Source organism: Actinomycetospora sp. (genome assembly GCF_036497585.1).
Classification (GTDB): Bacteria; Actinomycetota; Actinomycetes; order Mycobacteriales; family Pseudonocardiaceae; genus Actinomycetospora.
Genome location: NZ_DASXJD010000084.1, coordinates 1 through 14,398, shown reverse-complemented (window position 1 = coordinate 14,398; position 14,398 = coordinate 1). Strand labels below are relative to the sequence as shown.

Sequence of the window (14,398 nt, the reverse complement as noted above, 5' to 3'; positions counted from 1 at the left end):
GCGGAGTCCACGCCGACGACACCACGCGCCCGGACCACCACCCCGGCCGCGCCGGACCGTCAGGAGGAGGCCCGGGAGGCGCTCGCCGAGAGGCGGGCCCGGGCCGCGCAGCGGTACGAGCAGGCATGGGAACGCGCGCTGGAGGGGGCGATGGGCGCCGGCGGCGGGACGGGCCGCGGCCACGCCCACGGGCATGGCCACCACCGCTGACGGCAGCACCCCGGACCGCACGCATGGCCCCACCCGCTGCGGGGAACGCACCGTCGACCGTGCACGATGCACCCACGCACCCCCGGCCGACGGTCCGGCGGGGCAGGACAGGAGCCACCAACCGTGAGCGAGCAGTTCGCCGAGCAAGCCGACTTCGTCGTCGACAACGACACGTCCGCCCTCGACGAGGAGCCCTCGGTCATCCTCGACGAGGACCGGATCGACTCCGACCCGCTCGAGGACGGCATGGACACCGCCGAGGGCTACAGCCGCGACATGCGGCTCGGTGGGACGCTCGACGCCGAGGACCAGGACACCCTGGCCTACCGGATCCCGCAGGAGGAGCCGGACGTCACCGCCGAGGAGCCCCCGGGGCGGCCCGTCGCCGCGACCCCGGCGATGGACCTCGACGAGTCCGTCGACGACCCCGCCAACGCCGTCGACGGTGTCGGCGACTTCGGCACCACCGGAGCTCCGGTCTTCGACCCGCTCGACCCCGACGGTGCCGTCGACGCCGAGACGCTGACCGAGGGCGACGGGGAGGTCGAGCTCGGCGTCTCCTCGGAGGGGGGTGCCGCCGAGCCCACCGGCCTGCCGGCCGACGACTCGTACGGCGAGGCCGCGCGTGTCGAGCGGGAGTGGCCGACCGAGGGCGCCGAGGCGCAGGCCCTGCACGTGGAGCAGGAGAGCTGACCCTGCCCGCGATCCCCGCCGTCCTGCGCGACCGCCGTCTCCAGCTGAGGGCGGTAGCAGTGGTGGCGCTGCTCGTCGTGTTCGCGGCGGGCGCTCTCGTCGGGGGCTGGCGGCCGTTCTCGTCGCGGCCCGAGGTCTACACGTTCGGGCCGGGCGGGGACCTCCCGACGTTCTCCCTCTTCGACGGCCAGTGCGCCAGCGGGAAGCTCGGCGCAGGCGCCGCCTACGGCAGCGGGGCCGACACCCCCTGCGGCGACCCCCACGACGTCGAGGTGGTCGGGACGGCGACGCCGCTCAACCAGAGCCGGCAGGTCAGCTACCCCGGCGCCGACGAGCTGGCCGACTTCGGCCGAGCGTTCTGCGCGATGGTGGTCGCCTCCGGGCAGCTGGCGCCGAGCGCGAGCGGGGTCGACCGTTCCGCCCTCCGGGTCGCGGCCATCGTGCCCGGCGAGGCCGCCTTCGACGCGCCGAATGGGCCGGACGTCGGGTCGTCCGGCGGCCGACTGGTCTCCTGCCTCATCACCCGCGCGGACGGACAGAAACTGACGGATCGCTTCTCCGTGATCTAACCGTTCCGCTGGGTGAAGTCGGTCTTGCCCGGATCGGGTGTGATGCGCATCATTCCGGTGCATGGCGACCAGCGCGGGGGCCCCTGACCTGTCCGATCCGGCGATCCGACGGCGGGTGAAGCGACGTGCCGTCGTCGCGAGCACCGTCGGGACCACGATCGAGTGGTACGACTTCTTCCTCTACAACACGGCGGCCGCGCTGGTCTTCGGGCCGCTCTTCTTCAACAGCACGTCGTCCGGCGGGGTCCTGCTGGCGTTCTCGACGCAGTTCGTCGGGTTCGCCGCCCGGCCGATCGGCGCGGCGGTCTTCGGGCACTACGGCGACCGGATCGGCCGCAAGTACTCGCTGATCGTGACGCTCCTGCTCATGGGCGGGGCGACGGTGCTCATCGGCCTCCTGCCGACCTACGCCACGATCGGCGTCTGGGCCCCGATCCTGCTGACCCTGCTGCGGGTGGTGCAGGGCATCGGGGTCGGCGGCGAGTGGGGCGGCTCGGTGCTCATGTCGATGGAGTGGGGCACCCGGCGCCAGCGGGGGCTGATGGCGGCCTGGCCCCAGGTGGGCGTGCCGATCGGGCTGGCCCTGGGCACTGGGGTCGTCTACTTCTTCTCCGGTCCCGGGTTCCTCGCCGGCGGGTGGCGCTGGCCGTTCATCGCGTCGATCGTGCTCATCGGCATCGGCCTGTTCGTTCGGCTGACCGTGCTGGAGTCGCCGGCGTTCGCGGCGCTGCGCACTCGGGGCGCCGTCGTCAAGATGCCGCTGGTCGACACGCTGCGCGACCAGTGGCGCGACGTGCTCAAGGCGATGTTCGTGCGTACCGCCGAGCAGGCGCCGTTCTACCTGTTCACGTCGTTCGTGCTCGTCTACGGCACCGAGCACCTGAAGCTGGGGCGGTCGGATCTGCTGTTGTACCTGGTGTACGCGGCGCTGGTCGGGATCGTCTCAGTCCCGTTCTTCGGCTGGCTCTCCGACAAGCTCGGACGTCGGCTGGTGTACGGCACCGGGGCAGTGCTCACCGGCCTCTACGCCTTCCCGTACTTCGCGCTGCTCGACACCCGGGTCGGTGGGATCGTGCTGCTGGGGATGATCCTCGGCCTCGTGTTCCACGACATGATGTACGGCCCGCAGGCGGCGCTGATCGCCGAGAGCTTCGGCACCGGGGTGCGCTACACGGGGGCCGGGCTGGGCTACCAGCTCGCCTCGATCACCGCGGGCGGCCCGGCGCCGCTGATCGCCGCCGCCATCCTCGCCGCGACCGGGACCTACTTCTGGATCGCGATCTACATCATCGCCTGCGCCGTCATCACCCTGATCGCGCTCGCGTTCATGCACCCGCGGCCGCCGGACGAGGACGACGAGCACTCCGAGGAGGGCGCTCCCGTCCCCGTGATGACGGGGGAGTCGGCCCGGCTCGGCGACGGGCCGGTCGCGCAGTCCTGAGCCGCTGGAATCCTGGGGGCGATGACCCGCCCGCCGATCCGTCCGCTGACGCCCGACGCCCTGCTGGACGAGCTCGCCGAGACGGTGCACGCGACGGCCGTTCCCGACGAGGGCGCCCTGCGGGTCCTGATCGACGGTGCCGCGGCGGCCCGTCCGGACCGGTGCGCCGACGGGCTCGTCGAGCGATTGCGCGGGCTCTCCCGGGGGGTGCTGCGGGTGAGCGCCTGGGACTTCCTGCGCCCGGCGTCGTTGCGCCTCGAACGGGGGCGCACCGACCCCGACGCCTTCTACGACGACTGGCTCGACGCCGGGGCGCTGGTCCGGGAGGTCCTCGTCCCGGCGGCGGCCGGGCGTCCGGTGCTGCCGCGGCTGTGGGACGTCGAGACCGACCGGGCGGTCCGGGACGCCCGGGTGCGACTCCCGCCGGGCGGGGTGCTGCTCGTCGACGGCCCGCTGCTGCTCGGGCGCGGCCTGCCGGCCGAGCTGGAGGTGCACGTGGCGCTCTCGGCCGGGGCGCTCGCCCGCCGCACCCCGGCCGAGGACGCGTGGACGCTGCCCGCCTACGAGCGCTACGTCGAGGAGGTGGACCCGGTGGCGAGCGCCGACCTCGTCGTGCTCGCCGACCACCCCGACCGGCCCGCGCTGCAGACCCGGGCGTGACCCTCAGACCGGGCCGGCGCCCGGGTTGAGCAGGCCCTCGGGGTCGAGCGCGGCGCGGACCCGGCGCATCGCCGCGAGCGCGCCCGGGTCGGTGAGCTCGGCGAACGCGCCCGCCTTGGCCCGCCCGACGCCGTGCTCGCCCGACACCGCCCCGCCCAGCCCGACCCCGGCCGCGAGCACCTCGTGCACGGTGGTGTCCAGCGCCGCGGCGTGCGCGTCGCCGCCGGGCCCGAACACCGCGAAGTGCACGTTCCCGTCCCCGGCGTGCCCGCAGCCGAGCACCCGGGTGCCGTGCCGCTCGGCGATCGCCCGCGCCCGCCCGATGAACTCGGCCATCGCCGACCGCGGCACGACGACGTCGACGACCTCGTCCGCCCCGCGCGCCTTGACGGTCCAGAACGCCTGCTCGCGGGCCTCGACCAGTCGGCGCGCCGACCCCTCGGGCAGGACGTAGACGTCGGGCGCGCCCGCGTCGGCCAGGAGCTCCGCCAGCTCCACGAGGTCCCCCTCGACCCGGTCGGCCCGGCGCCCGACGAGCTCCACGACGAGGTAGGCGTCCGCCCCGGCCCGGACCTCGTCGGGGATGCCGAGGGAGAGGTCGGCGGCCGCGCAGATCGCGTCCATCGTCGGGTCGTCGAGGTACTCGCACAGCGAAGGACCCAGGCCGCTCCCGACGACGCGGGCCACGGCCGCCGTCGTCGTCGTAAGGTCCGCGAACGGGGCGAGCACGGTGCGGCGGACGGGCAGGTACGGCTGGAGCCGGACGGTCACCTCGGTGACCAGCGCGAGGGTGCCCTCGGACCCGACGAGCAGCTGGGTGAGGTCGTAGCCGCTGGAGACCTTCGCGAGGCGGCCGCCATCACGCACGACGGTGCCGTCGGCGAGGACGGCCTCGAGCCCGACGACGTGGGCGCGGGTCACCCCGTAACGGACGGCGTGCATGCCGCCGGCGTTGGTGGCGACGGTGCCGCCGAGGCTCGCCGTCTGCTCGCCGGGCCGGATCGGGTAGGTGAGCCCGTGCTCGCGGGCGGCCGCGTCGAGCTGGGTGACCGACACCCCGGGCTCGACGACGGCGACGTGGTCGGTCGTGTCGATCGCGCGGATCACGGTCATGCGGTCGAAGGCGACGACGACGGCGCCGTCGGGCGGGTTGGCGCCGCCGGAGAGCCCGGTGCCGGCGCCGCGGGCGACCAGCGGGGTGTGCGTCTCGCGGGCGGCGGTGACGACCGCGACCACCTCGGCCGTGCTGCTCGGCCGCACGACGTAGGCCGGGGTGCCGTGCCCGACGCCGAGGGCCTCGTCGTGGGCGAGGTCGAGGCAGTCGGCGCCGTCCAGCACGTGCGCGGCGCCGACCGCGGCGACGAGGCGCTCCCGGAGGTCACTCATGGCCCCCAGCTTCGTGCAAGCGGAGCGACGTTGCTTGCGTCCAGGGGCAGGAAATCCACATCCTCGATCCGTGATCCAGCCCCGCGACGTCGCGCTGCGTGATCTCTGGGCCCGGCTGGACGCGCCCGGCCCGCCGCCGGCGCCGACCTGGCACGGCGACTCGACCGGCCTCGCCTCGCCGTTGCCCGTTAACGCGCTCGCCCAGGCCTCGGTCGCCGTCGCGGCCGGGGCGGCGGCGCTGCTGGCCGGTGCTGCGGTGCCGGAGATCGACCCCTCCCGGATCGGCAGCTCGTTCCGCGCGGATCAGCTGCTGCGCATCGACGGCGAGGCGCCGGGCGGGTTCGCGCCGCTGTCGGGGTTCTGGCGGGCTTGCCACGGCGAGCGGAGTGACGGGGGAGACACCGCTGGGTGGGTCCGCACCCACGCCAACTACCCCCACCACCGGGCACGGCTGCTCACCGCCCTCGGTCTTCCCGACGAAACGGCTCCCGACGACCTCGCCGCCGCGCTCGCCACCCGGCCGGCGCAGGAGGTCGAGGACGTCGTGGCGGCCGCCGGCGGGATCGCGGTCGCCGTCCGGGACCGGCGCACCTGGGCGTCATCGGCACCCGGTCGCGCCGTCGCCGCCGAGCCCCTGGTGACCGTCCGCCGCACCGACGCGCCCGCAGCGGCCGTCGGGACCCGGTTCCGCGTCCTCGACCTCACCCGCGTGATCGCCGGACCCGTTGCCACCCGCACCCTCGCGCTCGCCGGAGCGGACGTGCTGCGCGTCGACCCGCCGCACCTGCCCGAGATCCCCGCGCAGCACGTCGACACCGGCCTGCACAAGCGCACGACGATCCTCGACGCCGCCGACCCGCGGCTGCGCGAGCTCGCCGACACCGCCGACGTCGTCGTCACCGGCTACCGCCCCGGCGCCCTCGACCGGTTCGGCCTCTGCCCCGAGGCACTGCTCGAGCGGCGGCCGGACCTCGTCGTCGTCCGGCTCGACGCGTGGGGGTGGACGGGGCCGTGGGCCGGTCGGCGCGGGTTCGACAGCATCGTGCAGGCGGCGTCCGGGATCGCCGTGGCGTGCGGGACCGACGAACGGCCCGGCGCGCTCCCCGCCCAGGCCCTCGACCACGCGACCGGCTACCTCGCGGCGGCCTCGGCGCTGCTGGGGCTCGCGGAGCGGCCGACCCGCGGCGGCTCGATCCGCGAGCTGGCGCTGGCGCGGACGGCGGAGTGGCTGTGGGCGCACCCCGACCTGGTCGCCGAGGTCCCGGCGGTCGAGCCGGTCACCCAGGAGCTCGGCCACCTCGAGGTGCCGCCGCCGGTGTTCGGCGGTGCCTGGGCGGGCCCGGCCCACGAGCTGGGCGCCGACGAGCCGGAGTGGGCGCCCGATGCGTGAGCAGCCCTATCGGCGTGCTCCCCTTGTTCTCGCGTCAGATGACAGGAATGTGCCGTTGCTGCCACGGGGGCGCGAGGGGCGGGAGGCCGACGGGACCGGTCAGCGGCGAGCCGCCTTCTTCTCCGCCCGCACGATGTTCATCACCGCCTGGATCAGCCCCAGGTGCGTGAACGCCTGCGGGAAGTTGCCCAGGTGCCGCCCCGAGTGCGGGTCGATCTCCTCGGCGTAGAGGTGCAGCGACGACGCCGACGCCAGCAGCTTCTCGCACAGCGCGGTCGCCCGGCCCACCTCGCCGATCACCGCCAGCGCCGATACCAGGGCGAACGAGCAGATCGTGAACGTGCCCTCCTCGCCCGAGAGCCCGTCGTCGGTGTCCTCGACGAGGTAGCGCAGCACCAGGTCGTCGGTGGTGAGCTCGTCGGCGATCGCGAGCACCGTCGCCCGGCAGCGCGGGTCCTCGGGCGAGAGGAACCCGACGATCGGCATGAGCAGCAGCGACGCGTCGAGCGCCGTCGTCGCGTAGTGCTGGCAGAGCACCCCGCGGTCGTCGACGGCGTTCGCCAGCACGTCGTCGCGAATCTCGCTCGCGGCCCGCGCCCACCGGTCCTCGCGCTTGGCGTCGCCGCGCAGCGCTGCCAGCCGGGCACCCCGGTCGGCGGCGAGCCAGCAGGCGATCTTCGAGGTCGTGAAGTGCTGCGGCTCGCCGCGCACCTCCCATGGGCCGCGGTCCCTCCCGCGCCAGTTCTCCAGGGCCGCCTCGACCTGCGTCACGACGATGCGCCACAGCCGGTCGTCGAGCCGGTCCCGGCTGCGGACGTACTGGTAGATCGCGCCGACCGCGGCGCCCCAGACGTCGTGCTGGGCCTGGTCGTAGGCGCCGTTGCCGATGCGGACCGGGTAGGCGCCCTCGTAGCCGTCGAGGTGGGCGAGGACCTCCTCGTCGAGCCGCGACCGCCCGTCGACGCCGTACATGATCTGCAGGTGCCCGGCCGCGGCCTCGGCCGCCTCGGCGACGAAGTAGAAGAAGTCGTTGGCCTCCCAGTCGAAGCCCAGCGCGTAGAGCGCCCACAGCGCGAGCGCCGAGTCCCGGATCCAGGAGTAGCGGTAGTCCCAGTTGCGCTCGCCGCCGGGCGTTTCGGGCAGCGAGGTCGTGGCCGCGGCGGCGATCGCGCCGGTCGGGGCGAAGGTGAGGCCCTTGAGCGTGAGGGCCGAGCGCTGCAGGTAGGGCAGCCAGCGGTGGTCGGGGAAGTCGCCGCGGTCGAGCCAGTGGCGCCAGTGGTGCTCGGTCCAGGTCAGCCGGTCCAGGGCCTCGTCGACCGTCGCCGGCGGCGCGTGCTCGCTCCAGGAGAGCGCGAAGTAGCGCCACTCGCCCTCCTTGACCAGCGTGCGCGAGGTGGCGTGCGCGCCCTCGAACCCGACGTTGGTGTCGGTCGTCAGCAGCAGCCGCGGACCCTCGTTCCCCCCGATCGCCTGCGCCGTCCGGTAGGCGTCGTCCGGGTAGGACCACTGCGCCGCGGTCCGCCCGTAGTCGAACATCGGCGCGCACTCCATGCGCAGCTGCACCTGGCCCGACAGGCAGCGCGCGACCCGCAGCAGCACGTGGTCGGCGTCGTAGTCCGTCGGCGCGCGCATGTGCGAGCCGGACCGCTCGCCCTCGTGGTGCCACGGCCCCATGAGCAGCACGTCCAGCACCTGCAGCCAGCCCGTCCGCGTGCACCACGTCGTCTCGAGCACCATCGTTCCCGGGACGTAGCGCCGGGACGCCGGCACGTCGACGCCGTCGGGAGAGACCCGGAACGTGCCCGCGTCGCGGTCGAGGACGGCGCCGAACACGCTGGGGGAGTCCATGCGGGGCAGGCAGAGCCACTCGACGGCGCCGTTGGGCGCGACGAGCGCAGTCGTCTCGCAGTCCGAGAGGAACCCGTAGTCGGCGATCGGCGGGAACGGGCTCGCGGCGAGCCCGGGGAGGTGGCCGCTCCACGCGACCGGGGCCGCGACGTCGCTCTGCTGTGCCGTCACGAGCGCCGATGCTGCCTTACCCGCATGGCGTCCCGGTTCCGGGTCCGCGACATCGGGTGCACACGCGCCGTTAGCGTGAGGTCCATGGTGGTCCGCAACGCCCCCGTCCTCACGCAGGCGGCGCACGACGTCGAGCCGGTGCGGGTCGAGGTCGTCGACGCCCACGACGTGACGCCGCGGATGCGCCGGGTGCGCTTCCGGGCGACCACGACGGGTGCGGTGGCCGGGCTCCCGCTCACCGGCCCGACCGACCACGCCAAGCTCTTCTTCCCCCTCGAGCCCGGCGGCGAGCCGGACCGCCCGGAGATCGGGCCGCGCGGGCTCGTCGCGCCTCCGCCGGGGCGCCCCCGCCCCTACCGGGAGTACACGCTGCGGACGATCGAGGACGACGTCGTCGAGGTCGACTTCGTCCGCCACGGCGCCGGGCTCGCGGGCCGGTGGGTCGAGGATCCCCGCGGCGCGCTCTGGATCTACGGGCCGCGGTCCTCGCTGGTGGCCGAGGCGCGCGACTGGTACCTGCTCGGCGGCGACGAGACCGCGCTGCCGGCGCTGAGCCGCTGGCTGGGGTCGCTGCCGGCGGATGCGGCCGGACTCGTGCTGGTCGAGGTCGCCGACGCCGGCGAGGAGCAGGACCTGGCCGCGCCACCCGGCGTCGGGATCCGCTGGTTGCACCGCGACGGCGCCGAGCCGGGGACGACGACGCTGCTCGGCGACGCCGTCGCCGCGTGGGAGCGGCCCGAGGGCGAGGGCCTGGTGTGGATGGGGGCCGAGGCGTCGGCGCTGCGCCCGGTGCGCCGTCGGCTGCGCGACCTGCTGCCCACCGAGTGGATCGACCTCGACGGCTACTGGCGCCGCGGGGTGGAGGGCACCGGCCTGGGCTGAGCCGGCCCTAGGAAGCTGTATCCGACTCCCGCACGCGGAAGAGCCAGATCAGCCCGAGGACCGGGAGGATCAGCGGGACGAAGCCGTAGCCGCTGCCGAAGTCGCTCCACACCGTGGCGTCGGCGAAGTCCTGCGGGGCGAGGACGGTGAACAGCCCGATCGCCACGACCCCGACGAGCTCGATCCACACCGCGGTCAGCGCGAGGAGCCGCCGTCGCCGCCCGATCGCCACGGCGGCCACGATGTAGACCGCCGCCGAGAACGCCGAGAGTAGGTAGGCGAGCGGGGCCACGTGGAACTGCACCGCGAGCTGGAACACCGCCCGCGCCCCGGCGGAGATCGCGAAGACGACGTAGACGACGAGCAGGACCACGCCGGGGCCGCTGTTGATGTGGCGCGGTCGCGCGGTGGTCGACGGGTCAGACACGGGTCGCCTCCCAGACCTGCGTGGTGCGCAGCACGAGCACCGCGAGCGTGACGCCCGCGATCGCGAGCACCACCGAGCCGTATCGCGTCCGCTCCTGGTGGGCCAGCGCCGCGCCGATCGGCAGCGCGACCACCAGCGCGATGAGGTACCCGACGATCTCCGCGACGGCGCCCGCTCCGCGTCCGCCCTGCACCACGAGCAGGACGACGGCGAGCAGCGCCTGCACCAGCGCGACGACCTCGATCACGAGCAGGGCGAGGCGGTGGTGGTAGGTCGGGGCCTGGTCCACGATCGCGGACACGCCGCACCACAGCGCCCAGGCCAGGGCGGCGCCGCCGAGCACCCAGGCGATCGGGATGATCACCGGATCATCCTCCCACCGGCGACATGAGCCCCGGACACGTCGGGCACCCTCACGGCCATGTCCCGGGACGACCTCACCGCCACCCTGCGCAAGCTCGACGGCCAGAGCTACGGCCGCTACAAGTCGCTCTCCGGGGACTGGCCGCTCGACGGGAGCGGGCAGGGCACGCTCACGGTGGTCCGCGTCCAGGCCGACCCGTTCGCGCCGCCGTCCCGGGTGCGCGCGCGGCTGCCCGACGCCGCGCCGCGGGAGCTGACGACGACGCCGGACCGCCGCCGCGCGCTGTCCGGCTTCCTCCTGCGCCGCCTGCACCGGGCGCTGCGGGGCACGCCGATCCACGTCGACACCGGGGGGCCCGAGATCCTCGAGCGCAGCGCCGGCCGGGTCGAGGCCGACGGCACGGTCACCGTCGAGCTGGGCGTGCCGATGCCCGGGCCCAAGCGGCGCATCCTCGGGCGGGAGGCGGCGACGCTGCTCGGCGAGACCCTGCCCGACGCCGTCGCGCAGCTGCGCTGGGAGGCCTTCTCCGACGACGACCGCCGCGCGGCCGCCGGGTTCGTCGAGACCGTCGAGGACGCGGTGGCGCTCCGGGCCGGGCTCGCCGAGCGCGGGCTCGTCGCGTTCGTCGCCGACGGCGCGGTCCTCCCGCGCCGGTCCGGGGTCGACGACCGCCCGCTGGAGGGTGCGACGGCGTTCCGGGCGCCGGACTCGTTGCGGGTGACGATCCCGACGCCGAACGCCGGGGACGTCGTCGGGCTCGGCGTGCCGGAGGGGGTCACGCTCGTCGTCGGCGGCGGGTACCACGGCAAGTCGACGCTGCTGCGCGCGATCGAGGCGGGCGTGTACGACCATCAGCCCGGTGACGGCCGCGAGCGGGTCGTGGCCCGGGACGACACCGTGAAGGTCCGGGCCGAGGACGGCCGCAGCGTCGTGCGCACCGACGTCTCGGCCTTCGTCTCCCACCTGCCGTCCGGCGAGCCGACCGACGACTTCTCGACGACGAACGCGTCCGGCTCCACCAGTCAGGCCGCCTCGATGGTGGAGGCGGTCGAGGCGGGGGCCGGGGTGCTGCTGGTCGACGAGGACACCTCGGCCACCAACATCATGATCCGTGACGGCCGGATGCAGCAGCTGATCCGGACGGAGCCGCTGGTGCCGTTCGTGGAGCGCGTCCGCCCCCTGCACGCCGAGCGCGGGGTGTCGTCCGTGCTGGTCATGGGCGGGTCGGGTGACTACCTCGAGGTGGCCGACACCGTCATCATGATGGACTCGTACGTGGCGTCGGAGGTGACGGCGCGGGCGCACGAGATCGCCGCGCAGGGCCGGACCCGCAGCGTCGAGCACTCCGGCTTCCCGCCGGTGACCCGCCGCGTCGTCGACCCCTCGTCGCTCGACCCGACCGGCCGGAAGGGCAAGCGCCGCGTCACCGCCCGCGGGATCGACACCCTGACGTTCGGCGAGGACGACGTCGACCTCTCCGCGGTCGAGCAGATCGTCGACCGCTCGCAGGTCACCGGGATCGGGCGGGCGCTGGCGCTGCTGGGGGAGGGCGTGCTCGACGGGACGATCCCGCTCGGGGAGGGCCTCGACCTGTTCGACGCCGAGGTCGCCCGCGCGGGGGTCGACGCGCTGCTCGGGGGCGGGCGCGACGCGACCGACCTCGCGCTGCCGCGCCGGCACGAGGTCGCGGCGGCCCTCAACCGGTTGCGCACGCTCAAGGTCCGGGAGCTCCTCCGGGATGCACCCTGAGCGATAAGACGTGCGGCACCGGTGCGAGAGCTGCGCCGTTCGAGTGATGCTCACCGGTAACTTGTCGCTCAGCGTGGCTCCGACCGGCGTCTGCTGCCATCCTCCCGGTCTGTGCGAGGGCCCGGGGGCGGGCCCGGACGGACGAGTGGGGGACCGAGTGGACGCCGAGCGGATGAAGGCCTTCGACGTGCTGCGCTGGCAGGCCTACCGGGCCGCGCTCGCGGGCTGGGCCGACCAGATGGGCCGGGCGCCGGTGGAGATACCCGAGCAGCGGCGCTCACCGGAGGACGGGACGCCGCGGCGCGTGCCGCGGTAGGTCGTCGCCGTCAGAACCCGGCGATCTCCTCGTCGGTGTAGCCGATCTCGGCCAGGACCTCCGCGGTGTGCTGGCCCAGCAGCGGGGGCGGGGCCGTCGGGGTCGGCGGGGTCGCGCCCGGTCCGGAGACCTGCACCGGGAAGCCGGTGCCGTGGTAGGTCCCGACCCCCGGGTGCGCCATCGTCACGTGGTGGCCGCGCTCGACCGACCAGGGGTCCTCGTAGAGGTCGTCGAGCGAGTTGATCGGCCCGGTCGGGACGCCGGCCGCGTCGAAGGCCGCCGCCCAGTGCGTCACCGGCTTCTCCTGCATGACCTCCTCGACCAGCGCCATGAGCTCCTCCCGACGGCCGGCGCGATCGGCATTGGTGGCGAAGCGCGGGTCGTCGACCAGGTGCTCGAGGCCGAGCACCTCGCAGAAGCGCCGCCAGAGCCGCTCGCTGCCCGTCGCCACGACGAGGGTCCCGTCGGCGCACGCCATCGGCTGATAGGGCACGACCGTCGGGTGTGCCGCGCCGAGCCGTCGGGCCCGCGTCGCGTCGTGGAACACCGCCTGGGCGGCCCACGTGTGCCAGGCCGTCTGCGCGTCGAGCAGCGAGACGTCGAGATACTGGCCCGCTCCGGTGGTGTGGCGCGCCTGGAGCGCCATGAGGACGCCGATCACCGCCCAGGTGCCGGCGTTGAGGTCGCCGACCGGCAGCCCGACCTTGGTCGGCTCGCCGTCGGGGTCGCCGGTCAGACTCATGATCCCGCCCATGGCCTGGGCGAGGACGTCGTACCCGGGCCGGTCGCGGTAGGGCCCGGTCTGTCCGAAGCCGGAGATCGCGACGTGGATGAGGCCAGGGTTCGTTTCGCTCAGCCGGTCGTAGTCGAGGCCCCAGCGTTGGAGGGTTCCGGGCCGGAAGTTCTCGACGAGGACGTCCGCCCGGTCCGCGAGCCGGCGGGCCGCCTCCTGGCCGCGCTCGGTCGTGAGGTCGAGGACGATGCCGCGCTTGTTGCGGTTGGTCGACAGGTAGTACAGCGAGATGCGCTGGTGGTCGTCGTCGGAGTCCTCGTCGTTGAGGAAGGGCGGTCCCCAGCCGCGGGTGTCGTCGCCGAACGGCGGCTCGACCTTGACGACGTCGGCCCCCATCTCGCCCAGCCACTGGGTGGCGTAGGGGCCGGCGAGCACCCTCGACAGGTCCAGGACGCGGATGCCTTCCAGGGGGCGCACGGCTGCGGACGCTACGTCGGGATCGTCTGGCAGGCTCGCCGGACGTGAGCCGCCCCGGTCGTCGCGCCCGCACGGTGCCGGTCGTGCTCGTGGCGGGCCATCTCGGCGTCGGGAAGTCCTCGCTGGTCAACCACCTGCTGCGCCATGCCGACGGGGTGCGGATCGGGGTGGTCGTCAACGACTTCGGGGCGCTCGGTATCGACGCGATGCTCGTCGCGGGCCAGGCCGACGCCGTCACCTCGCTCGCCAACGGCTGCCTGTGCTGCACGACCGACGCCGACGGCCTGTCGGGACTGCTCGCCGATCTGACCGCGCCGGCTGCGGGGCTGGACCTCGTCGTCGTCGAGGCGAGCGGGCTCGCCGAGCCGCGGGAGCTGGTGCGGCTGCTCCTCGCGTCGACCGATCCGCACGCGGTGTACGGCGGGCTCGTCGCGGTGCTCGACGCCGGTGAGCCGGACCTCGACCAGGCCCGGCTGGCCGACCTCGCCGTCGTCAACGGGCTGGATCGGGTATCGGCGGAGGCCGGCGACACGGCCGTCTTGGCCGTCCGCGCGGTCGCGGCAGGCGCGGTCGTGGCGACCCGGCACGGGGCGCTGGACCCATCGTTGCTCGCCGACCCCGTGGTGCGGCCGAAGCCGGCCCAGCTGGGTCTCGACGAGCTGTTGCGCGAGGTCGACGGGGCGCATCCGCACGAGGCGGCGCGGAGCGTGTCGTTCGTGTCCGAGCGCCCGCTCGACGCGGGACGGTTCGCGGCGTTCCTCGAAGCCGGGCCGGCGGGGGTGGTGCGGGCGAAGGGGGTCGTGCGGCTCTCCGGCGACGGTGGGTGCTGGGAGGTGCAGACGGTCGGTACGGCGATCCGGGTGCGGCCGGCTTCGGGGCGGGCGGTTGTCAGGGGTGCACGGCTCGTGCTGATCGGGACCGGACTGGACGAGGCTGGACTGGTGTCGGCGCTGGAGTCCTGTGTGGTGCGGGACGACGACGCCGGGCCGTCTGAGCACGCGGCGCTGGGGCTGACCCGGTATCGGAACGACGCCGCTGACATGTGATGTAGGTCACTTCGCGGTGGTCGGTTGACCTGGGCT

The 14,398-nt window shown here is 74.6% G+C and carries 15 protein-coding genes; 10 read left to right on the top strand and 5 right to left on the bottom strand.

What is annotated here, in order from left to right:
- From VGH76_RS07595 to VGH76_RS07575, 5 genes are all read left to right on the top strand, one after another.
- Positions 1 to 210, top strand: a 210-nt coding sequence (locus tag VGH76_RS07595; RefSeq protein WP_331556023.1) for a hypothetical protein, incomplete at its 5' end; no start/stop codon positions are given.
- A gap of 123 nt (positions 211 to 333) precedes the next feature.
- Positions 334 to 903 carry a hypothetical protein gene (locus tag VGH76_RS07590; protein ID WP_331556022.1) on the top strand — a complete coding sequence of 190 codons (570 nt, stop codon included), beginning with the start codon at positions 334 to 336 and terminating at the stop codon, positions 901 to 903.
- A gap of 62 nt (positions 904 to 965) precedes the next feature.
- Positions 966 to 1,472 (top strand): hypothetical protein, encoded by a 507-nt coding sequence (locus VGH76_RS07585; protein WP_331556021.1) that lies wholly within the window; start codon positions 966 to 968, stop codon positions 1,470 to 1,472.
- 61 nt (positions 1,473 to 1,533) lie between these two features.
- A complete protein-coding gene (locus tag VGH76_RS07580; protein WP_331556020.1) occupies positions 1,534 to 2,913 on the top strand; it encodes an MFS transporter in 1,380 nt (459 codons plus the stop codon).
- A 21-nt stretch (positions 2,914 to 2,934) separates the two neighbouring features.
- The gene (locus VGH76_RS07575) at positions 2,935 to 3,573 is read left to right on the top strand and encodes a uridine kinase (RefSeq protein ID WP_331556019.1); all 639 of its coding nucleotides are present in this window, start codon (positions 2,935 to 2,937) and stop codon (positions 3,571 to 3,573) included.
- Positions 3,574 to 3,576: 3 nt separating this feature from the next.
- Here VGH76_RS07575 and VGH76_RS07570 read toward each other — a convergent pair whose 3' ends face one another.
- Positions 3,577 to 4,959: an FAD-binding oxidoreductase gene (locus VGH76_RS07570; protein WP_331556017.1), complete on the bottom strand. Its 1,383-nt coding sequence runs from the start codon at positions 4,957 to 4,959 to the stop codon at positions 3,577 to 3,579.
- A 70-nt stretch (positions 4,960 to 5,029) separates the two neighbouring features.
- Between VGH76_RS07570 and VGH76_RS07565 the strand changes: the two genes are divergently transcribed.
- Complete coding sequence (locus VGH76_RS07565) at positions 5,030 to 6,349, top strand: CoA transferase (protein ID WP_331556016.1); 1,320 nt, start codon at positions 5,030 to 5,032, stop codon at positions 6,347 to 6,349.
- A gap of 99 nt (positions 6,350 to 6,448) precedes the next feature.
- Here the strand turns inward: VGH76_RS07565 and VGH76_RS07560 are convergent, their stop codons facing one another.
- Positions 6,449 to 8,368 carry a glycoside hydrolase family 15 protein gene (locus tag VGH76_RS07560; protein WP_331556015.1) on the bottom strand — a complete coding sequence of 640 codons (1,920 nt, stop codon included), beginning with the start codon at positions 8,366 to 8,368 and terminating at the stop codon, positions 6,449 to 6,451.
- An 84-nt stretch (positions 8,369 to 8,452) separates the two neighbouring features.
- On the opposite strand from VGH76_RS07560, the gene VGH76_RS07555 reads away from it, so the two are divergent.
- Positions 8,453 to 9,250, top strand: a complete 798-nt coding sequence (locus tag VGH76_RS07555) for a siderophore-interacting protein (protein WP_331556014.1) — start codon at positions 8,453 to 8,455, stop codon at positions 9,248 to 9,250.
- Between the two features lie 7 nt (positions 9,251 to 9,257).
- Here the strand turns inward: VGH76_RS07555 and VGH76_RS07550 are convergent, their stop codons facing one another.
- Together VGH76_RS07550 and VGH76_RS07545 are read right to left on the bottom strand one after the other, a co-directional pair.
- On the bottom strand, positions 9,258 to 9,677 hold the full coding sequence (locus tag VGH76_RS07550; protein WP_331556013.1) for a hypothetical protein: 420 nt from the start codon (positions 9,675 to 9,677) through the stop codon (positions 9,258 to 9,260).
- Positions 9,670 to 10,041: a hypothetical protein gene (locus tag VGH76_RS07545; protein WP_331556012.1), complete on the bottom strand. Its 372-nt coding sequence runs from the start codon at positions 10,039 to 10,041 to the stop codon at positions 9,670 to 9,672. The genes VGH76_RS07550 and VGH76_RS07545 overlap by 8 nt, the downstream gene beginning before the upstream one ends.
- Before the next feature lie 57 nt (positions 10,042 to 10,098).
- Between VGH76_RS07545 and VGH76_RS07540 the strand changes: the two genes are divergently transcribed.
- Positions 10,099 to 11,790 carry an ABC-ATPase domain-containing protein gene (locus VGH76_RS07540; RefSeq protein ID WP_331556011.1) on the top strand — a complete coding sequence of 564 codons (1,692 nt, stop codon included), beginning with the start codon at positions 10,099 to 10,101 and terminating at the stop codon, positions 11,788 to 11,790.
- Between the two features lie 172 nt (positions 11,791 to 11,962).
- On the top strand, positions 11,963 to 12,106 hold the full coding sequence (locus VGH76_RS07535; protein WP_331556010.1) for a hypothetical protein: 144 nt from the start codon (positions 11,963 to 11,965) through the stop codon (positions 12,104 to 12,106).
- Positions 12,107 to 12,116: 10 nt separating this feature from the next.
- Here the strand turns inward: VGH76_RS07535 and VGH76_RS07530 are convergent, their stop codons facing one another.
- Entirely contained in the window at positions 12,117 to 13,316 is a 1,200-nt protein-coding gene (locus tag VGH76_RS07530; protein ID WP_331556009.1) for a CoA transferase, read from the bottom strand.
- A gap of 44 nt (positions 13,317 to 13,360) precedes the next feature.
- Here VGH76_RS07530 and VGH76_RS07525 point away from each other — a divergent pair, with 44 nt between their 5' ends.
- Positions 13,361 to 14,362, top strand: coding sequence for a CobW family GTP-binding protein (locus VGH76_RS07525; RefSeq protein WP_331556008.1), 1,002 nt, complete (start codon positions 13,361 to 13,363; stop codon positions 14,360 to 14,362).
- The last annotated feature ends 36 nt before the right edge of the window (positions 14,363 to 14,398 follow it).